Annotated in this window: 22 protein-coding genes, 1 tRNA gene and 1 pseudogene; 12 read left to right on the top strand and 12 right to left on the bottom strand. The window is 61.2% G+C overall.

The window, feature by feature from the left end:
- Positions 1 to 298, top strand: a pseudogene (locus tag ASD01_RS37040) (4Fe-4S dicluster domain-containing protein); the annotation flags it as partial.
- 1 nt (position 299) lies between these two features.
- On the top strand, positions 300 to 530 hold a 231-nt coding region (locus tag ASD01_RS37035), incomplete at its 5' end, for a 4Fe-4S dicluster domain-containing protein (protein ID WP_244495316.1).
- 81 nt (positions 531 to 611) lie between these two features.
- On the opposite strand, the gene ASD01_RS29920 is transcribed toward ASD01_RS37035, so the two are convergent.
- Entirely contained in the window at positions 612 to 1,517 is a 906-nt protein-coding gene (locus ASD01_RS29920) for an alpha/beta fold hydrolase (protein WP_034804224.1), read from the bottom strand.
- Between the two features lie 91 nt (positions 1,518 to 1,608).
- Here ASD01_RS29920 and ASD01_RS29915 point away from each other — a divergent pair, with 91 nt between their 5' ends.
- From ASD01_RS29915 to ASD01_RS29905, 3 genes are all read left to right on the top strand, one after another.
- A complete protein-coding gene (locus tag ASD01_RS29915) occupies positions 1,609 to 2,181 on the top strand; it encodes a CGNR zinc finger domain-containing protein (protein WP_034804222.1) in 573 nt (190 codons plus the stop codon).
- A gap of 231 nt (positions 2,182 to 2,412) precedes the next feature.
- Positions 2,413 to 3,411: an ABC transporter substrate-binding protein gene (locus tag ASD01_RS29910; RefSeq protein ID WP_034804335.1), complete on the top strand. Its 999-nt coding sequence runs from the start codon at positions 2,413 to 2,415 to the stop codon at positions 3,409 to 3,411.
- Between the two features lie 112 nt (positions 3,412 to 3,523).
- Entirely contained in the window at positions 3,524 to 4,411 is an 888-nt protein-coding gene (locus tag ASD01_RS29905) for an ABC transporter permease (RefSeq protein ID WP_060529822.1), read from the top strand.
- 73 nt (positions 4,412 to 4,484) lie between these two features.
- Here the strand turns inward: ASD01_RS29905 and ASD01_RS29900 are convergent, their stop codons facing one another.
- The gene (locus tag ASD01_RS29900; protein ID WP_034804216.1) at positions 4,485 to 5,393 is read right to left on the bottom strand and encodes a DMT family transporter; all 909 of its coding nucleotides are present in this window, start codon (positions 5,391 to 5,393) and stop codon (positions 4,485 to 4,487) included.
- 151 nt (positions 5,394 to 5,544) lie between these two features.
- On the opposite strand from ASD01_RS29900, the gene ASD01_RS29895 reads away from it, so the two are divergent.
- Both ASD01_RS29895 and ASD01_RS29890 read left to right on the top strand, forming a co-directional pair.
- Positions 5,545 to 6,018: an Lrp/AsnC family transcriptional regulator gene (locus ASD01_RS29895; RefSeq protein WP_034804213.1), complete on the top strand. Its 474-nt coding sequence runs from the start codon at positions 5,545 to 5,547 to the stop codon at positions 6,016 to 6,018.
- A gap of 167 nt (positions 6,019 to 6,185) precedes the next feature.
- A complete protein-coding gene (locus ASD01_RS29890; RefSeq protein WP_034804210.1) occupies positions 6,186 to 7,109 on the top strand; it encodes a diacylglycerol/lipid kinase family protein in 924 nt (307 codons plus the stop codon).
- Here ASD01_RS29890 and ASD01_RS29885 read toward each other — a convergent pair.
- Together ASD01_RS29885 and ASD01_RS29880 are read right to left on the bottom strand one after the other, a co-directional pair.
- Positions 7,046 to 8,575 carry an ArnT family glycosyltransferase gene (locus tag ASD01_RS29885; RefSeq protein WP_051659670.1) on the bottom strand — a complete coding sequence of 510 codons (1,530 nt, stop codon included), beginning with the start codon at positions 8,573 to 8,575 and terminating at the stop codon, positions 7,046 to 7,048. The genes ASD01_RS29890 and ASD01_RS29885 overlap by 64 nt on opposite strands.
- Complete coding sequence (locus tag ASD01_RS29880; protein WP_034804195.1) at positions 8,568 to 9,545, bottom strand: glycosyltransferase family 2 protein; 978 nt, start codon at positions 9,543 to 9,545, stop codon at positions 8,568 to 8,570. Before ASD01_RS29880 ends, ASD01_RS29885 begins: the two co-directional genes overlap by 8 nt.
- A gap of 130 nt (positions 9,546 to 9,675) precedes the next feature.
- Between ASD01_RS29880 and ASD01_RS29875 the strand changes: the two genes are divergently transcribed.
- Positions 9,676 to 10,629 (top strand): lysylphosphatidylglycerol synthase domain-containing protein, encoded by a 954-nt coding sequence (locus ASD01_RS29875; protein WP_034804192.1) that lies wholly within the window; start codon positions 9,676 to 9,678, stop codon positions 10,627 to 10,629.
- Between the two features lie 42 nt (positions 10,630 to 10,671).
- Here ASD01_RS29875 and ASD01_RS29870 read toward each other — a convergent pair whose 3' ends face one another.
- From ASD01_RS29870 to ASD01_RS29860, 5 genes are all read right to left on the bottom strand, one after another.
- Positions 10,672 to 12,174 carry an AMP nucleosidase gene (locus ASD01_RS29870; protein WP_034804189.1) on the bottom strand — a complete coding sequence of 501 codons (1,503 nt, stop codon included), beginning with the start codon at positions 12,172 to 12,174 and terminating at the stop codon, positions 10,672 to 10,674.
- A gap of 83 nt (positions 12,175 to 12,257) precedes the next feature.
- The gene (locus tag ASD01_RS29865; protein WP_034804329.1) at positions 12,258 to 12,578 is read right to left on the bottom strand and encodes a YnfA family protein; all 321 of its coding nucleotides are present in this window, start codon (positions 12,576 to 12,578) and stop codon (positions 12,258 to 12,260) included.
- A 145-nt stretch (positions 12,579 to 12,723) separates the two neighbouring features.
- Positions 12,724 to 12,900 (bottom strand): hypothetical protein, encoded by a 177-nt coding sequence (locus ASD01_RS35840; protein WP_162251053.1) that lies wholly within the window; start codon positions 12,898 to 12,900, stop codon positions 12,724 to 12,726.
- Positions 12,901 to 12,972: 72 nt separating this feature from the next.
- Positions 12,973 to 13,146, bottom strand: coding sequence for a hypothetical protein (locus ASD01_RS36295; RefSeq protein ID WP_034804185.1), 174 nt, complete (start codon positions 13,144 to 13,146; stop codon positions 12,973 to 12,975).
- Between the two features lie 314 nt (positions 13,147 to 13,460).
- Positions 13,461 to 13,802, bottom strand: a complete 342-nt coding sequence (locus tag ASD01_RS29860) for a DUF2147 domain-containing protein (protein WP_034804181.1) — start codon at positions 13,800 to 13,802, stop codon at positions 13,461 to 13,463.
- 595 nt (positions 13,803 to 14,397) lie between these two features.
- Here ASD01_RS29860 and ASD01_RS29855 point away from each other — a divergent pair.
- Entirely contained in the window at positions 14,398 to 14,664 is a 267-nt protein-coding gene (locus tag ASD01_RS29855; protein WP_034804178.1) for a sel1 repeat family protein, read from the top strand.
- 51 nt (positions 14,665 to 14,715) lie between these two features.
- On the opposite strand, the gene ASD01_RS29850 is transcribed toward ASD01_RS29855, so the two are convergent.
- The 3 genes from ASD01_RS29850 to ASD01_RS29840 form a co-directional block, all read right to left on the bottom strand.
- Entirely contained in the window at positions 14,716 to 15,831 is a 1,116-nt protein-coding gene (locus tag ASD01_RS29850) for a pyridoxal phosphate-dependent aminotransferase (protein ID WP_034804174.1), read from the bottom strand.
- Positions 15,832 to 15,951: 120 nt separating this feature from the next.
- Entirely contained in the window at positions 15,952 to 16,329 is a 378-nt protein-coding gene (locus tag ASD01_RS29845; RefSeq protein ID WP_034804171.1) for a PilZ domain-containing protein, read from the bottom strand.
- 221 nt (positions 16,330 to 16,550) lie between these two features.
- Positions 16,551 to 16,907, bottom strand: coding sequence for a hypothetical protein (locus tag ASD01_RS29840; RefSeq protein WP_034804168.1), 357 nt, complete (start codon positions 16,905 to 16,907; stop codon positions 16,551 to 16,553).
- Between the two features lie 293 nt (positions 16,908 to 17,200).
- Between ASD01_RS29840 and ASD01_RS29835 the strand changes: the two genes are divergently transcribed.
- The 3 genes from ASD01_RS29835 to ASD01_RS29825 all read left to right on the top strand — a co-directional run bounded on the left by ASD01_RS29835 (position 17,201) and on the right by ASD01_RS29825 (position 21,402).
- Positions 17,201 to 19,420, top strand: a complete 2,220-nt coding sequence (locus ASD01_RS29835) for a caspase family protein (RefSeq protein ID WP_051659669.1) — start codon at positions 17,201 to 17,203, stop codon at positions 19,418 to 19,420.
- Positions 19,421 to 19,607: 187 nt separating this feature from the next.
- Positions 19,608 to 19,697, top strand: a tRNA-Ser gene (locus tag ASD01_RS29830).
- A 664-nt stretch (positions 19,698 to 20,361) separates the two neighbouring features.
- Positions 20,362 to 21,402: a porin gene (locus tag ASD01_RS29825; protein WP_034804167.1), complete on the top strand. Its 1,041-nt coding sequence runs from the start codon at positions 20,362 to 20,364 to the stop codon at positions 21,400 to 21,402.
- The last annotated feature ends 33 nt before the right edge of the window (positions 21,403 to 21,435 follow it).

Genomic DNA, 21,435 nt, shown 5'->3' with positions numbered 1-21,435 from the left:
GACCAACCAGCTGTTCGGCTTCTCCTTCTTCGGCACGCTGAAGCACGGAAAGACCGACGCGCAGTCGCTCGAACCCGCAGCGCAGCACCAGAAGATCGACTATCCGAAGCCGGATGGGGTCCTGACCTTCGACCGGCTGTCGTCGGTGTTCCTGTCGAACACCAACCACGAGGAAGACCAGCCGGTTCACTTGCAGGTGAAGGATATGGAGCTGCAGAAGCGCTCCGAGCATGACGTCTATGCCGGTCCGTCGACGCGCTACTGTCCGGCCGGCGTCTACGAATGGGTGGAGAAGGACNAAGGATATGGAGCTGCAGAAGCGCTCCGAGCATGACGTCTATGCCGGTCCGTCGACGCGCTACTGTCCGGCCGGCGTCTACGAATGGGTGGAGAAGGACGGGAAGGACGTCTTCGTCATCAACGCCCAGAACTGCGTGCACTGCAAGACCTGCGACATCAAGGACCCGAACCAGAACATCAACTGGGTGCCGCCGCAGGGTGGCGAAGGCCCGGTCTATCCGAACATGTGAGTTCGGGAGGCGGTCTTAGATCCGCGGCCATTGAGGTTTACAAAGGCGCCGGCGGCCATTGGCCACGGCGCCTTTGTCGTTTCATGCCTTCGCCCAGATGCGATCAACGAAATCGGCAATCAGCGGTGCGATCTCCGGCAGGTTTTCTTCCAGCGCGAAGTGGCCGGTATCGAACAGGTGGAGCTCGGCCTCAGGAAGGTCGGTGAGGAAGGCGCGAGCGCCCTTCTCTGTGAAGAAGGGATCGTTACGGCCCCAGGTGATCAGGGTCGGCGGCCGTTCGCGGCGCAGCCACTCTTGCCATTCGCCGTAGCGGGCAAGGTTGCTCTTGTAGTCGAAGGCAAGATCGATCTGCGGCTGGCGGCGATCCGGGCGATCGAGGAAGTGCTGATCCATGGTCCAGCCGTCAGGTGCGACCAGGTCCGGATCCTTCGTCCCGCCGACATATTGCGCACGGGTCATCTCCAAGGTCAGCAACTGTCGCACCTGCTCTTCAGCGCCTTCGTCCTCGGATTTGAGCGCAATGAAGTCGCGGGCAATGTCGGAAAGCCCCTCCAGATAGGCATTGCCGTTCTGGACGATCAGCCCGGCAATGCGCTCGGGCTTTCTGCTTGCAAGACGAAACCCGACGGGCGCGCCGAAATCGAAGGCGTAGAGGACGAAGCATTTCAGCGCGAGCGCATCCACGAACGCTTCCATGACATCCGCCAGCTTGTCGAAACTGTAGACGAAACTGCCGCCTTCGTTCGTCGAGGTCGGCGCGTCGCTATGCCCGAAGCCCGGATAGTCAGGCGCGATCAGACGGTAGTCGCTGCCAAGCGCGTCCATTAGCCGCCGGTACTGGTGGGAAGACGAGGGGAAGCCGTGCAGAAGCAGGATTGTCGGGAAATCGGCCGGCGCTCCGGTCGGCACGCTCTCGCGGTAGAAGACGCGGACGCCTCCGGCCTCGATGAACCGGTGGCGGATCGATGGAATGCTATGCCTGCTCATTTAACACTCCTATTGGTAATATTTATGCATTAGAATTGCGCCAGAAAGCCTAATGCGTCAATATCGAAATTATGCATTATGTGAGGCCTGCATGGATCTGGTTCCTTTCGTCGGAGAGCCCCTTGCTCTCGATCTCGTCAACACTCGCCCTTTGACCGCGAGCGGCCGTGTCGATCTCTTCGCGGCCGATGGCGGGCTCGCGCATTGGCTGGCGTTGGAGGGGCCTCGCATGTCGGATGTCGCGTTTGCCAGCATCGGTGCGGCCGACGCCGACGATCTCGCGCCAGTCCTTGCCGTCCGCTCGCATGCGGCGTCGGCCATCGCACATGTGATGGACAGGCAACCTGTTCCGGCCGCGGATATCGAGGGCCTTAACGCGGCAATGGAGGCAGCACCGGTCGTCCGCCGTCTCGATTGGACCGATCCGCCGCGGCTCGTCAGCGAAAGAACGGCGGAGCCCATGGTCCAGCTAGCCGGTTTCCTCGCCGAGGACGCTGCGGCGTTGCTTGCCGGCGGCGACGCCAGGCTGATCCGCAAATGCGAGGCGCAGGATTGTGTGATGCTGTTCGTCGGCAGCAATGCCCGGCGGCGTTGGTGCTCGGCGGCGCGCTGCGGAAACCGGGTGCGCGTGTCGCGCTATTACCAGCGCAGCAAAACGTCCTGACGACCACTTCAACGATGCGCAAATATTAGGAAAGGCACCCGTTGACGCAAATGGGAAAGTCCTTGCCGGAAAAGCCCGTTAGCTTTCATGATGTCATCGGCTTGAAGCCGACGGATCTGCAGGCCGTTCGGTCCCTGTTGTCTTGAGTTGGACCGAGCCCTGTGACGCTGTCGATCCCCGCGGTGAGATCGGCAGTGCGACGGGATGCACCGCCAAAACAAGGGAACGGAAATGAAGAAGCTTCTTGCAACGACTTGCCTGGCCGCGGGCCTCTTTGGCCTCGCCGGCGCAGCTTCGGCCGCCGAATGCGGCGACGTGACGATCGCCAACATGAACTGGCAGAGCGCCGAGGTGCTGGCGAGTGTCGACAAGATCATCCTGACGGAAGGCTACGGCTGCAATGCCGAATTGGTGGTCGGAGACACCGTGCCGACGATCACCTCGATGATCGAAAAGGGCCAGCCGGATGTCGCACCCGAAGGCTGGGTCGACCTGCTTCCGGATGTCGTCAATCGCGGCCTCGAGGAGGGCAAGCTCGTCGGCGCCGCCGTGGCGCTCTCCGATGGCGCCGTCCAGGGCTGGTGGGTGCCGAAATACATCGTCGATGCCAATCCCGACATCAAGACGATCGATGACGCCTTGAAGCATAAGGAACTATTCCCGGATCCGGAAGACGCAAGCAAGGGCGCCGTCTTCAACGGCCCGCAGGGCTGGGGCGGCACGGTCGTGACGACGCAGCTTTATAAAGCCTATGGCGGCGAAACGGCTGGCTTCACGCTGGTCGATACCGGTTCGGCCGCCGGCCTCGATGGCTCGATCGCCAAGGCCTATGAGCGCAAGCAGGGCTGGGTCGGCTACTACTGGGCGCCGACGGCCCTTCTCGGCAAGTACGAGATGGTGAAGCTTGAGCATGGTGTGGCCGCCGATCCGGCCGAATGGAAGCGCTGCAACACGGTTGCCGATTGCCCGGATCCCAAGAAGAACGACTGGCCGAAGGACAAGGTCCAGACGCTGGTGACCAAGGCCTTCGCCGATCGCGCCGGCCCGGCTATGGATTACCTCAACAAGCGCGCCTGGACCAACGACACGGTCAACAAGCTGATGGCCTGGATGACCGACAATCAGGCGAGCGGGGAGGAGGGCGCCAAGCACTTCCTGCAGGAAAACCCCGATATCTGGACCCCGTGGGTTTCGCCCGAGGTCGCCGAAAAGGTGAAGGCCGCGCTCTGATCGCGATGGTCATAACCAGCGGGCGGCGCAGTCATGTGCGCCGCCTCTTCGTTCGAGGTCCGGCAAAGGCAAAACAACAATCGCGGCCGGCGAAATCTGAAGGGGAAATGGAATGGACTGGTTGACCCAGTTTCCACACATGGATGACGAGAGCCTGAGAGCCTTGAAAAAGGCGATCGACGAGGGATTTCGCGGCTTCACGCGCGCCTATGGCGACGCGATCGAAGGCTTCTTCGAGCCCTTGCAATTCTTTCTCATCCAGTCGGAGCGCTTCATGACGAAGACGCCCTGGCCAATCATCCTGATCTTGATCGCTTTCATCGCCTGGGTGGCAAGCCGCAACTGGAAGATCGTCGCCGGCTGCATCGGCACGCTGCTTCTGATCGGCTACTTCGACATGTGGGACGACACGATGAAGACGGTCTCGATGATCTTCGTCTGCACCGTGCTGTCGATCGCCGTCGGCATTCCGATCGGCATCGTCATGTCCCGTTCGGATCGGTTTCAGAACATCGTCAATCCGATCCTCGACGTGATGCAGACCATGCCGAGCTTCGTCTATTTGATCCCGGTCGTGATGCTGCTCGGCATCGGCAAGGTGCCGGGGCTGATCGCCGTTGTCATCTACGCGATCCCGCCGATGATTCGCCTGACGAACCTTGGCATTCGCCTCGTCGACAAGGACGTGCTGGAGGCGGCCGATGCCTTCGGTTCGTCGGCGTGGCAGAAGCTCAAGAACGTCCAGATGCCGCTCGCCTTGCCGACGATCATGGCCGGCATCAACCAGACGATCATGATGGCGCTCGCCATGGTGGTCATCGCCTCGATGATCGGTGTTCAGGGCCTCGGCCAGCCGGTGCTGAAGGCGATTGCCAACCAGTACTTCACGCTCGGCATCTTCAACGGCCTTGCGATCGTCGGCATTGCCATCATCTTCGATCGCGTCAGCCAGGCCTACGGTCACCGGCTGCAGAAACACCGTGAAATCATTCACGGCTGAGCTTGTCGTCGAGACAGAAAAAGGCCCCGGAGCGAACACCTCCGGGGCCTTCCCATTTTAACGAGTTTTGCGTTCAGGCCTTGGACGAAAGAATGCCGGTCGAAAGCGCGACGCCGGTAGCGGTGACGACCGCGGCGAGGATCTCGAAGGGGCCGATCTGCTCGCCGAGCAGGACGGCGCCGCCGACCATCGCGAGAACCGGTGTCAGTGCCGTGAAGGCGGCCGCCTGGGTGCCGCCAAGGCTCTTTACGGCAAAGCCGTAGGCTACCATGGCGACGAGGCCGGACAGGATGCCCTGGCTGGTGACCTGCAAGGCGATCTCCTGGACCGGAACGCTGGCAAGGGTGGTTCCAAAGCAGGTGGCAAGTCCGAGATGGATGAGGAACGACCAGATGGCGATCAGGGCGCTTCCCTGCAGCGGGCTGAGGCCGGAGCGGCGGAAGGCATGGGTATAGATCGCCCAGAGGGTCGCCGCAGTCGGCAGCAGCGCATAGCCGCTCCAGCCGGTCGAGGCCGCACTTCCGAGGCTTCGCGTCAGGAGGATGGCGACGCCGGCAAGGATTGCGGCAAAGCCGAGCACGCGCATCCGGTCCGGCCGCTCGCCGAAGACCGTGATGCCGATGAGCGCGGTGGCAAGCGGCATCGAGCCACCGAGGAGAACGCCGACCGAAGAGGCCGGAACGGAGTGGATCGCAAAGGCGGAGACCTGGAAGAACAGGGCGCCCGAACCGGCGACCATCAGGACGAGCAACAGCAGCGGCAGCTTGCGCGGCAGAAGTCCGGTCTTCAGCCAGACCGGGGCAAGAAGGATCGCCGGCACGCCGTAGCGGATCAGCCCGAGGTCGATCGTGCCAAGCGCGGTGCCGGCCGAGTGGCGGGTCGCCAGTATCCAGCCCGCCCAGATGAGGACGGTTACGAAGGCGCCGGCATAGCCGGCGGCGACAGGCGTCGTATTGCCGCGATCGAGAGCGAGCGCAACCATTTGAATTTCCTTCCCGAATTGGATACCTGAGAGGCTTTTGGGTCTGGAAGGAGATTACGCCCTGATAGCGGGGCATGTCCTTGCGATTTGTGCCTGAAATAGACTATCGTCAGCAACAATGTGCCAATAACAACAACTGAAGTTCATAAAAATGCCAAGCCTCGATAAATTCGACCTCGCCATCCTTAGAATCCTTCAGCAGGACGCGCGCGCAACGAACGTCGAGATTGCCGAAAAGGTCAATCTTTCGCCGTCGCCCTGCCTGCGGCGCATCCGCAACCTGGAAAAATCCGGCATCCTGCGCGGCTACAGGGCCGACATCGATCGTAAGGAAGCCGGTCTCGGGCTGACGGTCTTCGTCGAAATCAAGGTTGGGCGCCATAGCCGCGAGAACGCACAGCAGCAGCAGGAGGCGCTGCTCGCCATCCCCGAGGTGGTCTCCTGCTTCCTGATCTCCGGCAATGCCGATTTCCTCGCCGAGGTCGTCGTCGAGGATCTGCCTGCCTATGAGAAACTCTTGACCGAGACGCTGTTGGCCTTGCCCGGCGTCACCGACATCCGGTCCAATTTCGCCATCCGCTCGATCAAGACAGGCGGGCCGCTGAAGTTGCCCGAACCGCGCTGATCGCTGCATTGCTGTGACACTCGGCTTCTGTTGTGCTGGTCGTGATGGAGCGGACGAACGACCGGCGCTCCCGTTAAGTTTCGGTAAGGTTCTGGAATTGGCCGCAATCGCGCTTATTTGATCGCGGTGAGCCGCATTGCCGCGGCAATGGAGCCGACGAGCCGTTCATGAAAATCAAGGCAATCTTCAATCGCGACGGCGGAACGTTCCGCACGACGGACATGGCCGCCTATGGCCAGAAGGTCGAAGACGTCTTCCAGGCCGCAGGCCACCAGATCGAGATTGCAGCGGTTTCCGGAAACGAGATGCAAGAGGCGTTGGAGCGGACCTGCCGTCGCGACGACCTCGACGCCATTCTTGCCGGCGGAGGTGACGGCACGATTTCGGCCGCCGCCGGCGTCGCCTGGAAGAACCGCATGCCGCTCGGCGTCGTTCCCGCCGGAACGATGAATCTTTTTGCCCGCACGCTGAAGCTGCCGCTCGATATCTGGAAAGTGCCGGAAGTGCTGGCGAATGGCGTGATTATCGACGGTGACATCGGCAGCGCCGATGGCCGTGCGTTCGTGCATCAATTCTCCATGGGGCTGCATGCGCGCATGGTGCGCTACCGCGAATCCTACAGCTTTCGCTCAAGAGCGGGAAAGATCGCCGCCAGCACCCGCGCCGCAATCGGAGTGATTCTCAATCCTCCGGATTTCGAGATCGAGTTCGATGTCGATGGTCACAAGGAGAGCCGTCATGTCTCGGCGGTCTCGGTTTCCAACAATCCGTTCGGCCGCGACACGCTGATGTATGCGGACGACGTGACCGCCGGCCATCTCGGCTTTTACACGGCGCCGCCGCTGAGTCCGCCGGGTGTCGCCAAGCTCGCGCTCGATGTAATGCGCGGCAAGTTTCGCGACAGTCCGCTGATTACCGCCATGAGCGGTCATGCCCTCGATCTGCATTTTCCGAAGGTCGAACGAAAGATCAACTGCGTCATCGACGGCGAACTTCTGCCCATGGGCCGCGACGTCGCGCTTCGCATTCACCCTGGCGAGCTCAAGCTGCTCGTCGGCGCGGATCGCGACGGATCGTCGATCCAGAAGTAGCCGAAACTGTAGCGATCCTCGAGCGTGCCGTGGAGATAGGGCAGGGCGAGTTGCTGCGGCTGCAAGTGCGTTTCCGGCACGCCGAAGGATTTGAGGACATCGACGAGTGGCGCCGGTGGCGCTGCATCGGCCTTGCCGTCGTTGGTCCAGACAACGAGAAGCGGCCCGGCCAGCTGACCGATCGCCGGGCTGCTGTTGTTGCCGGGCACGTAGACCTTGGCCCCGTGCAGGCGCGTTCGCAGATTGCCGGCCACCTGCTTGTTGGTGGCCAGAACCATCGCCGGTTCGTGTCCGTGCTGCTGAACGACGGTGTCGACGAGGGTGCTGTAGGGAATGCTCAGTCTCGAAACCTTGCCGAACCAAGGGCGCACGACTGCGCGGGTAGACACCACGACCAGCGTGGTCACGATGACGAAGCCGATAAAGAGGGCGACGGGCCGGACGCTACGTGTGGTGTCAACGCCGGACGCCTCGACCTTGAGGGCCAGATAGAGCGGCAGCAGGACGAGGAAGAGAACCAGCCACTTTTCCCGCATATGGGTGGCGCCGGTGACCAGCATGATGACGAGAACGGCGCCGAGACAGAGGACCAGCATGCGCCCGACGACCCGAGCCCAGAGGCTGTCGGCGCGCCAGATCGCCGGCAGGTCCTTGCGAAACACGAGGGCGAAGACGGCGAGGATGATCGCTGAGCCGCGAAGCGTCGAGGCAAAGAGCGCGACGATCGCCTTCAACGCCTTCGACACGAAACCGGCTTCCTGCCCCGTTCCCATTTCCTTGAAGGTATTGCTCGACGCGGCGCCGATATTTTGCAGGACCCAGGTGCCGTGCGGCAGGGCAATCAGCGCGCAGACTGCGATTGCGACAAGGATGCGCCAGTCGAAGAGCCGGGCGCGAAGTTTCGGTTCGGGCAGGATCGCGACGATCGCCGCGACCGGAACGATCACGAAGTTGTACTTTGAGATGACGCCGATCCCGACGGCGACGCCTGTAAGAGCGTAGGCAAAGAAGGTCGGTCGGCTCATCGTCCGCAGGAATGCGTACAGGAAGAGCGAAACGGCAAATAGCGCGGCGACCGTGTGCGAGAGGTCGCGCTGGGCAAGCAGGAAGATCGGCGGCAGAGCGAGGACGCCCATTGTCGTGATGGCTGCAAGGCGCCGGTCGCCGAGAACCTCGCGGGATGCAAGGCCGAAGAAGAGACAACAGAGGAACAATAGGCCGTTCTTGAGTACGGTCATCGTCGCCACTGACGGGCCGAACAGCGAGGTCAGCCCGTATTGCAGCCAATTGTAGAAAGGCGGTTGCGAGCCGTAGCCGAGCATCAGGAACTGCGAGACATAGGCCTGCTCGGATTCGTCGATCTCCAGCGAAGTCGAAGCGGAAAGCCTCAGTGCGATGCAAAGCAGGAAGTAGCCCGCAATCAGCGCAAGGATCAGGTTTGGCCGGCGGTTGACGGCCTCAAGCATCTGTCTGGTCCCGCACGAAGACCTGCCGGACGATATAGTTCGTCGTGCCGTCGTCGCTGAAATAGGTGCGCGCCATCATTTCCGCGAGAATGCCCGTGGTGATGAGCTGAACCGACGACAGGAACAACATCACGCCGACGATCAGCATCGGGCGGGTTCCGATATCGTTGCCGAGCACGAACTTGTCGAAGCCGAGATAGAGGAGGATCAGGGCGCTGAGCGCCCCCGTCGCAAGGCCGATCGAACCGAAGAAGTGTCCCGGGCGCGCCTTGTAACGCATGAAGAACAGCACCGACAAAAGATCGAGAATCACCCGGAAGGTTCTGGAGATCCCGTACTTGGATTGGCCATGCTGCCGTGCGTGGTGGGTGACCGGCATTTCGCCGATGCGGCTGCTCGGCACGACGCCTGCGACCCAGGCGGGGATGAAGCGATGCATTTCGCCCATCAGCTTCACCTGCTTGATGACGGACGCGCGATAGACCTTCAGGCTGCAGCCATAGTCATGAAGCCGGACGCCGGTGATCTTGCCGATCAGGCGATTGGCGCACCAGGACGGGATTTTTCGAAGGAGCAGGCCATCCTGCCGGTTCTTTCGCCAGCCGACGAGCAGGTCGAGCTGACGCTCCTCGATCGCTGTGACCATCTCGGGAATATCGGCCGGGTCGTTCTGCAGGTCGCCGTCGAGCGTGGCGATCAGGCGGCCGGTGGCGGCATCGATGCCCGCCTGCATCGCGGCCGTCTGTCCGAAGTTCTTTTGCAGTTCAACGATCTTGAGGTCGATGCCGGGATCGGAAAGGGCCTTTCTTGCATTCACAAGCGTTCGATCGGTGCTGCCGTCGTCGACGAGGATCAGTTCCCAAGGGGACGGAAAATTCGCCAGCGCATCGCGGACCCGCGTAATCAGCGGCTGAATGCTGTCTTCTTCGTTGAATACGGGAATGACGACGGATAGCTCTATGGGATGCATGGGAACCGCTCATACATACGGCGCTCACGCTGCCGCAAGAATTGGACTGCTTACATAATCGTTTTCTTGCACAGTTATCGGTGATAACCAACGTTCAATCTTGCCCTTCAACACGGGAAATCGAGGCCTGATGACATCGGATTGCGAGCCTGACCGGCGATCCTGGCTCGTCCGCAACCGGATGACATTGCTGTCGGCGGGCGCCATTGCGGCCTACGCGGCCTTCGTTGAGTGGTTCTGGGGCTGGTCGGCGCTCTTGCGCCAGTGGTCCGAAATCGGCGTTGGTGCCGCATCTGCGGCCCTCTTGCTGCTCATCGCGACCTACTTCATTCGCTGCTATCGCATCTACGATTACTTCCCGAGCGAAACGTCGGGGCGTTTCCTGCCGCTCTTTCGGGTCACCCAGGTCCACAATCTCCTGAACATCATGCTGCCGTTTCGGGCCGGCGAGACCAGCTTTCCTCTCCTGATGCGTTCGGAGTTTTCTGTCCCGCTCGCCAGGGGGACGGCCGCTCTTCTGGTCATGCGCCTGCTCGACCTGCATGCGCTCCTCGTCGTGGCCGTCGTCGGATTGGTCTTCGGCAGAGGGTCGATCGGGCTCTGGCTCGTCTGGTTTGCGGCGCTTGCCTCGCCGCTTCTCTTCTTTCTCTTGAAGGACCACGCAATCGCGCTGGCGCGCAGGCTCCTGCCGGCAAAGTTCGAGCCGGTCGTCGAGGAATTGGAGGCGGGCCTGCCGGGCACCGTGGCTGCGTTCCTGCGCGCCTGGGGCATGACCATCCTCAACTGGGCCGTCAAGGTAATCGTGCTCGCCTGGGTGCTGGCGTTCATGGGAGTTGCGCCGCTTGCGGCCTGTTTTGGCGGCGCGCTCGGAGGCGAGCTTTCTTCGGTGCTGCCGATGCATGCGCCGGCTGGCGTCGGCACCTATCCGGCAGCGATTGCGGCCGGTGCCGTTTCCTTCGGCGCCCCCGCCGGCCGGGCGGGCCTCGAACTGCTGGCGACGGCCGGCGTCAACGCGCATCTCCTGATCATCGTGTCCGCAGTCGCGGGCACGCTGTTGTCGATGGTTTTGGGGAAACGTCGCTAGAGCGCCGTGCCGTGGGGCAATGTCCTAGCGACGTTTTGACCTCTACTGGAACGAGGTCTCGTAGAAGCTTCTGAGCTTGCGCGAATGCAGCTTTTCCGGCGGCATCGCCGCGAGCTTCTGCAGCGCCAGGATGCCGATCTTCAGATGCTGGCTGACCTGCGTCTTGTAGAAGGCCGTTGCCATGCCCGGCAGCTTCAGTTCGCCATGCAGCGGCTTGTCGGAGACGCACAACAGCGTTCCATAGGGCACGCGGAAACGGAAGCCGTTGGCGGCGATCGTTGCCGATTCCATGTCGAGCGCGATGGCGCGCGCCTGCGACAGGCGCTTGACCGGGCCGCGCTGGTCGCGAAGCTCCCAGTTGCGGTTGTCGATGGTGGCGACGGTCCCGGTGCGCATGATCTGCTTGAGATCGTAGTCCCGATAACCGGTCACTTCGGCCACGGCATCCTGCAGCGCCACCTGCACTTCGGCGAGCGCCGGCAGCGGGATCCAGACCGGCAGGTCGTCGTCGAGCACGTGATCCTCGCGCATATAGGCATGGGCAAGCACGTAGTCGCCGAGCCGCTGGCTGTTGCGCAAGCCGGCGCAGTGGCCGAGCATCAGCCAGACGTGCGGGCGCAACACGGCGATATGGTCGGTGATCGTCTTGGCGTTGGACGGGCCGACACCGATGTTGACCATGGTGATGCCGCCGTGGCCCTTCTTCTTCAGGTGATAGGCCGGCATCTGCGGCAACCGCGGAAGGGTAAAGTCCGTCTCCGGCTTGTCGGCCCCGGCGGGCGTAATGATGTTTCCGGGCTCGACGAAGGCTGTGTAGCCGTTGCCGCCTTCCGCCATCTGCTGGCGGGCCCAAGCGCAGAATTCGTCTATATAGAACTGGTAGTTGGTGAAGAGCACGAAGTTCTGGAAATGATTGGCGCTCGTCGCCGTGTAGTGGCTGAGGCGCGCCAGCGAATAGTCGATGCGCTGCGCCGTGAACGGGGCAAGCGGCGACGGTTCGCCCGGACCTGGTTCGTAGGAACCGTTGGCGATCTCATCGTCCGTGGTCGTCAGATCAGGCGCGTCGAACAGGTCGCGCAAGGGGATGTCGATGGCATTGGCGGCCGATGCCTCGACATAGGCGCTTTCGCCGAAGGCGAAATGCAAGGGGATCGGGGTGGCCGATTCCGAGACCGTGATGCCGAGACCGTGGTTGCGCGTCAACAACCCGAGCTGTTCCTTCAGATAGTGCCGGAAGAGTTTTGGCCGCGTGATCGTCGTCGTATAGACGCCGGGCGCGCTGACATAACCATAGGAAAGACGGGAATCGACATGGCCGAAGCTGCTCGTCTCGATGCTGACCTGCGGGTAGCAGGCGCGATAACGGGTCAACGGCTTGCCGCCCTTGCCCAGCCCCTCGAACGCCTCGCAGAGGAACCGGGTATTGCGCTCGTAAAGCGCCTCGAGGCAATCGACTGCGGCCGCAGGATCATCGAAATACTGCGGCTCGAAAGGCTCGGGCGTTGCTGTGGAAAGGACGGAGTGTGAAGAGATTCGCTTGTTCATGTCGCATTATAGGCTGCGGCTTCTGACAAGCAAACGACAAGATGGCGGCACGCACAACCGCGGGGCGATTTGAGGCCCGTTGCTCAACGCGGGCCGGCGAGGATGATCGCACTGCCGATCAGCGCAACCGTCATGCCGGCAAGATCCCAGCGGTCCGGTCTGACGCCTTCCGCCAGCCAGAGCCAGATGAGCGATGCGGCGATATACACGCCGCCATAGGCCGCATAGGCGCGGCCGGCCGCGGGGCTGTCGATCAAGGTCAGCAGCCAGGCAAAGAGCGCCAGCGAGACGATTCCGGGAACAAGCCAGAGCGCAGACTTGTCGAGCTTCAGCCAGGCCCAGAAGGCAAAGCAGCCGGCAATTTCTGCAAGGGCGGCGAGGGCATAGATGAGATAGGCGGGCATCGGTTCGGGTCTGGTGGCCTTGGCTGAGACGAATCCTCTGGAAAACCAAGGATAGGAAAGCGGCTCGCCGATGCGCAAGCCGGTTAAAACAAAAGGGCGCAATGTGCGCCCCTTTCAGCTCGTAGTTCCGATCCGCAACGATCCGTCAGGTCATGGCCTGGCGCTGCAGGGTGACGAAGAGGACAAGGCCCGCGCCCTGCTTGCCGATGCCCGTGCCGCTGGCCTTGGAGTAGGCGAGCGCCCCGACCGGCGCCATCAGCAGGCTGGCGAGCGCCAGGACGCGCAGCGACAGAAAGGCTGAAGTCGAAAGTGCTGCCAGCATGTTCGTCTCTCCATCAGACCACGAAGTGATCGGCTTCAGTTGAGGCTCTGGAACTTAGCCTGCCTGGCTGCGTTAGAGCTTGGCCTGGCAGTACTGTGCCGTGTGGGCGGTGCAATCGGTCAGCGAACCGAGATAGGTGTTGCTGCGGCGACGTTCGGTGTCAGCGCTGACTGCAGCTGCAAGAGTGACAGCGAAAACGACCATCAGAAGGCTGATGATGGTGAGGCGCCGAGCGAGGATATCCATGGTTCTGTCCGTTGTTTGGAGGCAGGTTCAAATCGATTGAGTGTGTTTTCGCATACCCAAACTGAATTGATGCTGAGATGTCCGTTCATCTGGCGTTCATCTTCGGTTGTACGCCCACGGAGCCGAGAGCCGGCCGACCCCGGTGGCACTGTCCGTCGAAACGGAAGGCGTATGCTCGGGCCATTTCAAAAGGCCGGTTGAGGGCGCCGGCGAAAGGCCGCTCGGCAGATCCTTCGCGCCCATAAAAAAGGGCAGCCATCGGCTGCCCTTTCATCGTCGTAATCGTAGCGGCGATTTCTGCCGCGCCGGCTCTGTTAGAGACGGGTCCATGTCTGCGACTTGCACAGCACCTTCAGCACGCAGCCCTTCATCTTCAGCGAATTGCCGTTGACAGCGCCCGAGCCGCTATAGGTCTTGTCGGTGTCCGGATCGGTAATCTCGCCCGAGTAGCTGCCATCGGTGCCCGAAAGGTTGCCGATGCGCTTGCCGGCATGCTTGCCGGTCTTCAGCGTGATGCAAAAGGCGCCGCCGCAGGGGGCGATTTCCGCCGTGGCGCCGCTCGCCGTCTTCCAGTTGCCTAGGATCGGTTCCGCCGCCGCGGCGGTTCCGGCAATGCCGAGAGCCAGCGTCGCGGTGATGAGCAATGTACGTAGCATTCGTGTCCTCCAGATTGAGGCTGCCGGCGTGGTCCGCTCCGCCGGCAGCTCAAGATGTCCTCGTATGAAAAGGCAGTCTCCTCACCGCCGCGGGCAAGATAGCTTACGCGCACGTAAAGGTAAACCAGCCGAATCGCGGCCTTTGCCGCTTTTTCCTGGGCGGTTTTGAGCGCTTCTTGCGCAAGGAATTGCGCGGACTTTGCTGGCGCCGATCTTTTCGTGGTTAGCGTTTGGTTGAAATCGTCGATTGAATTTTTCGTAAATTTTGAGGCGAATGCGCCGGATTTCAAGCCTTCCGATGTTTAACAAAAACTCAAGTTTACCAAGCGTTTGAACTTTGTTTGTCGCAAATTAAGCATGCATTTTAAGCGCCCATTGAAGCCCGTCAGGCATAGTGAAGCCATAAGACGAGCGGAACGAAACGCTCCGAAAAACCACCGAGGACGACACCGCAAAAAAGACGGCGCGCTTCGGAAAGGCCCGCAAAGAGGCAAGGTCGAACAGGGACCAAAACAAGTGCTGATCTGGAGCATGGTCCGCCCCAAACGGGCGGGCTGCTTCGGAAAAACCAACCAGGCAAGACAGGGACACGACAATGGCACGCTTTGATATGCAGATTGCTTCGGATGCCGCGATGGGTGGTGACAACCAGGCGGAAGTCTTTTGCGACATGGGTCTGGCCTACGCGACCGGCCACGGTCGCCCGGTCGATCTCGTCGCCGCCCACAAGTGGCTGAACATCGCGGCGATCAAGGGTTGCGACCGCGCCGTCGATCTGCGCGCCGACCTGGCGATGACGATGAGTAAGCCGGACCTCGCAGCGGCGCTGCGCGCAGCTCGCGAATGGATGACGGTTCACTGATCGGACGGGCGGCGCCCGACGGCGCCGCAAGCTGGGCCTTGAGAAAAGGGGTCAGGCGAGTTTCTTCAGGACCGCGGGCATAGCCGCTTCGAGCAGGGCCATCTCCGTCTCCGGTCCGGTGCTGATCCGGATGCAGCGATTGAGCGGCGCCACCCCCGGCATTCTTATGAAGATGCCGTGGTCGCTCATCAAGGTATCGACGATCGCGCGGGCATAGACCGCGTCCCGGCCACAATCGACGGCCACGAAGTTGGTGGCTGAGACGAGCGGGGCAAGGCCATTTTGCGTGGCGATAGCAGCAATTCGCTGCCGCGACGCCGCAATCTTGGCCGTCACTTCCTTCAGATACACCTCGTCCGCAAGCGCTGCGATTGCCGCGGCGACGCCGATCCGGTTCATGCCGAAATGGTTGCGGATCTTGTCGAAAGCCTGGGCCGTGCCCGGCGTGGTGACCACATAGCCGACACGCGAACCCGCAAGCCCGTAGGCCTTCGAGAACGTGCGCGTGCGCACCACGTTCGGCATGTCGATCAGGGCGTCGATCGGTGGTAGCGCTTCGGCCGGTGCGGTTTCACAGTAGGCTTCATCCAGAATGAACAGCGTCGTTTCGGGCAGGCCCCTCGCGAACTCGACAATGCGTTCGGCCGACCACCAGCTTCCCATCGGATTGTCGGGATTGGCGAAATAGACGAGCGGCGCATTTTCCTGCTTCACGGCTGCCAGTAACCCATCGAGGTCTTCCCGGTCCCCCGCATAGGGCACTGTGACGAGCCGGCCGCCATGGCCGACGACGTGGTAATTGAAGGTGGGGTAAGCCCCGAGCGAGGTGACGACCGGCATGCCCGGCTCGATCACCATGCGGACGATCTGGCCGAGCAAGCCGTCGATGCCTTCGCCGATCGCGAGATTGGCCGGGTTGGTTCCGAGATGGGCTGCAAGCGCTTGTTTCAGATCGTGATTTTCCGGGTCAGCATATTTCCAGGTTCCGCTGGCTGCCTCTCTCATCGCTGAAAGCACGCTCTCCGCCGGACCGAAGCCGCTTTCATTGGCGCCGATGCGCGCCGCGATCGCGCGCCCGCGCTGGCGTTCGATCGCCTCCGGCCCGACAAAGGGGATGGTGGACGGTAGGGATTGGATGAGCGGCGTGAAGCGAGAGAATGCGGACATGCTGAAGATAAGGCCCCGTTCGGATGACGTACGGGGGAACTTATCGCATGCTTTGGCAATTCGGAATCGTTCCCGAAAGAAAAGCTGCGGGAATCTGCCGCCTTTCGTTTTGTGGCTGGCCTATCGCCGCGGCTTTGCGTTTTTGACTTGCCCGGTGAAGAACTCCTGCCGGATGATTTCGCGCAGCAAGGTCTGCTCGATCGGCTTGATGAACTGGACGCCGATGCGCTCGCCGTTGCGATAGACCTCTGCACAGCCGATCCGAAGCGAAGTGCCGACGATGTGCAGATAATAATGTTGCGGCAGACCGATATTGGTGTCGACGGCAAAGCTCGCGCCGCCGCGCGATATGTCGATCATCCGGCAGGACCGGACCGAGACGCTTCCGAGCCCCGGCTGCACGGCGGTCAGCGTGCCCGCATGGCCGATGTTGAAACGCTCGTAGCGCCGCTCGTAAAATGGCGAGGGGACGCAGGAATACATGGTCTGGTTCTGCATGCGTCTTTCTCCGCCAGTGCCGGGTCGCACGGCACGATCAACCTTTGACCGCATTCGTGGACCCCGGACAATTCATTTGTCCCACATCATATCGGTGGACGATTTCTACCGATGCTAGAATCAGTCTTGCAGAAGAAACTTGCAATCCCCTGAAATCGATCACTAAAAATCTAATGTCGGGGCTCGAAATCTAATGTCGGGGCTCGCTTGATTTGAGGAGATCAAAGTCCGCCGCTGGAAAACTGCATGCGGATCAGGCGTCTCAGGAAATCTGCCGAAAGCAGCATGTTGAAACGCACCCCGAGTTCCGCGCTCTCACGGTAAACCTCAGAGCAACCGATTTCTTCCTTGAAGCCCTCGATCTCGAGGAAGAAGTGCTTCGGCAGCGGGATCGTCGCATTGAAGTCGAGCATCGCGCCGGCAATAGAGATATGGCGCAGCAGGCACCGATACTTTGTCTTGGCTTTCAGGTGCTGCCCAATGACGAGGATCCTGCACGGCCGCTCGATGAAATAATGCTGGTGGGTCGTGGCGAGCTGGCCTGGCTTTACCTCGGCGACATGCATTTTCATCGACATGGCAAGCTCCGTATCAGCGCAGCCCTCGGCGGATCTGTGGTGTTCTTGGCGGACTCGCCGCGCCCCCCGTGATTGAGCTAAGCACGCCGCCTTGCTTAAACCTTGTGCCATCGGCAGGCGTCGTCGCTAAATTTGGCATGCGCGCACATTGAAAGCCCCAACCTCATACGTAATACTTTCATTAGACATGACCGGGGCGCCGACGGCCGCCTCCGAGGGTAATCGGGCGAGGCATCGTCTGTCGTTCACGCTGGGCAAGGCGGAAGACGATGATGGGTGCTGGAGGGAATAACATGGCCTTGGGGCTTGCGCGGCGGTGGCTGCCGCTTTCGATCGTCTGTGTGGCGCTGCTTGTGTCGATGCCATCAGGGGCATGGGCGGCAAAACGCGTCGCGCTGCTGATCGGCAATGAGAAATATGAAGCGACGTCGCCGCTCAACAACCCCGCCAACGACGTCGAACTGATGAAGGCTTCGTTCGAGGATGCCGGGTTCGATTCGGTGACGACGGTGCACGACGTCGGTCGCCAGGAGATGGTCAAGGCGCTGCGCGACTTCGAGGATCTCGCGACCGGTGCCGAAGTTGCGATCGTCTATTACTCAGGCCATGGCATGGAGATGAATGGCGAGAACTTCCTGCTTCCCGTCGACGCGCAACTGAAGACTGACAAGGATATCGAGGACGAGGCGATCGGCCTCGATCGAGTTCAGCGTTCGCTCGAAGGCGCGACCAAGCTCAAGCTGGTGATTCTCGACGCCTGTCGCAACAATCCTTTCGAGCAGAGCATGACGCGTTCGATCTCGACCAGGGCCGTTTCGCGCGGACTGGCGCGCGTCGAGCCCGAATCGGCCGATCTGCTCGTCGCCTTCGCCTCGAAGGCCGGCACGGTCGCGCTCGACGGGGAGGGCAAGAACAGCCCCTTCGCCACGGCACTCGCCAAGTATCTGACGGAACCGGGCGTCGATGTCCGCATCGCGCTTGGAAAGGTTCGCGACGAGGTGGTGTCGGTAACCAATCGCGGCCAGGAGCCTTTCGTCTACGGCTCGCTCGGCGGCGCCCAGATCTTTCTCAACATCAAAGAGGTGAACATCACCGTCACCAATAATGGCGGACAGTTGTCGCCCAACAGCCAATCCGAGGCGGCTGCCGACTGGCAGAACATCCGCGATCTCGCGGACAAGGACCTGTTGACCGCCTTCCTGGCCAAGCATGGTTCGGACCCGGTCTATAAGATGCTCGCGGAAAAGAAGCTGAAGCTCTTGAGCGAAGCCGAGCAGACATCGAGCGTGACGCCGGACGAGATTGCCTGGGACGCCTTGAAGCAGTCGACCGATGCGGCGGCGCTGACGCGCTTCATCGAGCGCTACCCTGACAGCAAGCACAAGGCGGAGGCCGAGCAGCAGATTGCAGCCCTCGAGCCGCAGAAGGGCCTCAACGTCTCGCCGACCGGCAAGGACACCCAGGCTTCGCGCGATTGCTATCTGCTTGCCGGCGAGCCGCAGTCGATGCCCGGTTTCCTCGGGGTCAATTTCCTGAAGCTCGACGCCGAAAGGGCGCTCACCGCCTGTGCCCAGGCCGTCAACGAAAACCCTGACGATATGATGCTCGTCAATATGTTGGGGCGCGCGCAGGACGCCGGGCGGAATTATGTCGAAGCGCGGCGCAACTACCGAAAGGCGGCCGACGGCGGTAACATGTATGCGTTGACCAATCTCGCCTGGTTCTCGGTCTACGGGACCGATGGGCCGGTGGACGTCGACGAGGGCAAGCGCATGTTCGACCAGGCGGCCCGCGCCGGCAATGCCTATGGGCAGGCCTCGCTCGGCTGGCTCTATCGCGAGGGCTATGACGGCATCGCGCAGGACTATGCGGAAGCCGCCCGGTGGTATGAACTGGCGGCCAATCAGGGCTATGCCAATGCCATGGCGACGATGGGCTGGTTCTATCGCGAAGGCCTTGGCCTGCCGAAAGACCTCCAACAATCGCTCGCCTGGTATAAGAAGGCCGCCGAAAGCGGCGACGCCAACGCGATGTCGTCGCTCGGTTGGGCCTATCAGAACGGACTGGGGACTGAGCAGAGCTACCCGGAAGCCAAGATCTGGTACGAGAAGGCGGCCAACGTGGGTGATTCCTATTCCATGGCGCTGCTCGGCTGGTTCTACGATATCGGCAATGGTGTCGCGCAGGACTATGTGCAGGCGCGCACCTGGTATGAGATGGCGGCCAACGCCGGCAGCGCCTATGCGATGGGCAACCTCAGTCGCCTCTATGATTACGGCCTCGGCACCAAGGCGGACGCGAAGGAGGCGGTTCGCTGGGCTGCAGCCAGCGTCGAGGGCGGCGATCCGGCGAAACTCGATGAACTGAAGAGCCAGCCCAACAATTTCACGCCCGCATTCCGCAAGGAAATGCAGAACCTGCTGAAGGACCGCGGGTATTATGGTGGTCCGGTCGACGGCGAGTTCGGCGCGGCGACCCAACAGGCGATCGAGCGCCTCGCGCGCAAATCGTAAGCAGCAGGCGATGCGCCGATGTGGAATCACATGGCTGCGTACGCTGATCTTGCCTGCGGAGATGAGGGCGAACACGACGCGGCACGACGGGGGTTGCCGATCGGCCCACATGAAAATGCGAGGATTTCCCGGAAACCGACAAAAAAATCTTGCATTGGCCGCTGAGTGACACTAGTCAGGCGCTAACGGAGAGGTGGCCGAGTGGTCGAAGGCGCTCCCCTGCTAAGGGAGTATACCGGAAACGGTATCGAGGGTTCGAATCCCTTCTTCTCCGCCATTGTCCCAAATAGCCCCATGTCCTTTGCGCCCCGCCCTTCGAGCGAGCATTTGGTTTCGGCTATCTCTCGACTGAATTTCATTTATTGTGGTTCGTGAGCCGTTGCGGCAGTCGTCGCCAGGGGCGCCCGTGCATTCTTGGTGCTGCGCGGTGCTGATCTTTGCATCGTTCAGAATCACCTGGTCGGGGCGTTTGCCGAATCTCTGCGTTGATTCTGCTGATTCCTCAGGCCGCCATCCTTTCTCCACCAAGCGCTTTCTTGGAGCGAATGCTGTTTTAGGCATTCACTGGACATCTGAAACGGGGTTCGCGTCCAGCTTTTCCCCTGTTTTGGGCGGGTTTCTGCCTCTTTCTGAAACAGGCGACCCCCACCTTCCTTATGCTAACCCCCCGTCGCTAAAGGGTTTTCTTAATGCTTTGTTAATTTTCTGCGGGGGTCTGCGGCGATTTTGTGTCGTTTCAGCAACAGGCCTCGGCGAAGGGCGATGCAAAGGACGTGAACTCGCTAGTTGGACGTTGCGCCGGTGATCCGGTCTTGTATTTTCAACTCCGGAAGCAAGGGCGGTTGATCGTCCGACTTCTTGAACGTTGGGGATGGGGCAGGGAAAGCTGTCCTTCAGCAAAATACCCAGACCCGTTTGAAACTTTTGACTGGAGGTCAGAAATGAACATCAAGAGCCTTCTTCTCGGCTCCGCTGCAGCTCTCGCAGCAGTTTCCGGCGCTCAGGCAGCCGACGCTATCGTCGCAGCAGAGCCGGAGCCCATGGAATACGTTCGCGTTTGCGACGCTTTCGGCACTGGCTACTTCTACATCCCGGGCACCGAAACCTGCCTCAAGATCGGCGGCTTCATCCGTGTTCAGGGTTCGTTCGGTGAAGACGCTGCTGACAGCCGTTACAACCAGGGCAACCTGGGCGGTCAGTCCACGTCGGACTGGGACGTTTTCTCCCGCGCTTACATCTCGTTTGACGCCAAGAGCGACACCGAGTACGGCACGCTCACCGGCTTCTTCGCTGCTGAGTTCAACGCTGACAACGACACCGACATCGGCGACAGCTTCATCGACGTTGACGAAGCCTACATCCAGCTCGGTGGCCTCAAGGCCGGCTTCTTCTACAACTGGTGGGATAAGGGCCTGAACGGCGAAACCGACTCGCTCGGCAACTTCACCGAATTCAACTCGATCGCCTACCTCTACGACGGCGGTTCGTTCCAGGCCGGTCTCTCGGTTGACGAACTCGAAGGCACCTCGACCAAGTCGAACGGTGTTGGCGTTTCCGGTATCGTTTCGGCTTCGCTCGGCGGCGTTTCCTTCGACCTGCTCGGCGGTTACGACTCTGAACTCGAAGAAGGCGCAATCCGCGCTCTGCTCTCGGCTGACCTCGGCCCGGGCGTCTTCCAGGTTGCTGGTATCTGGGCTTCGAACCCGAACGCTTACTGGGAAAAGTCTGAGTGGACCGTTGCTGCGTCGTACCGCTTCAACGCGACCGACAAGCTGGCCATCACCCCCGGCGTTCAGTACTTCGACAACCTGAGCCACGGCTCGCTCACCGACTTCAGCGGTGACGACGCATGGCGCGCTGGCGTCACGCTCGACTACAAGATCACCGAAGGTCTCGCGACCCGCGTGTCGGTTCAGTACGAAGATGCTGACGGCGAACAGGATCAGGTATTCGGCTTCGTCCGCCTGCAGCGCGACTTCTAAGATCGTCTGACCTCGGTCAGAAGAGAGAAACCC

The organism is Ensifer sp. Root423 (genome assembly GCF_001426275.1).
In the GTDB taxonomy this organism is placed as follows: Bacteria; Pseudomonadota; Alphaproteobacteria; order Rhizobiales; family Rhizobiaceae; genus Ensifer; species Ensifer adhaerens.
This window is presented reverse-complemented; position numbering and strand designations above follow the sequence as displayed.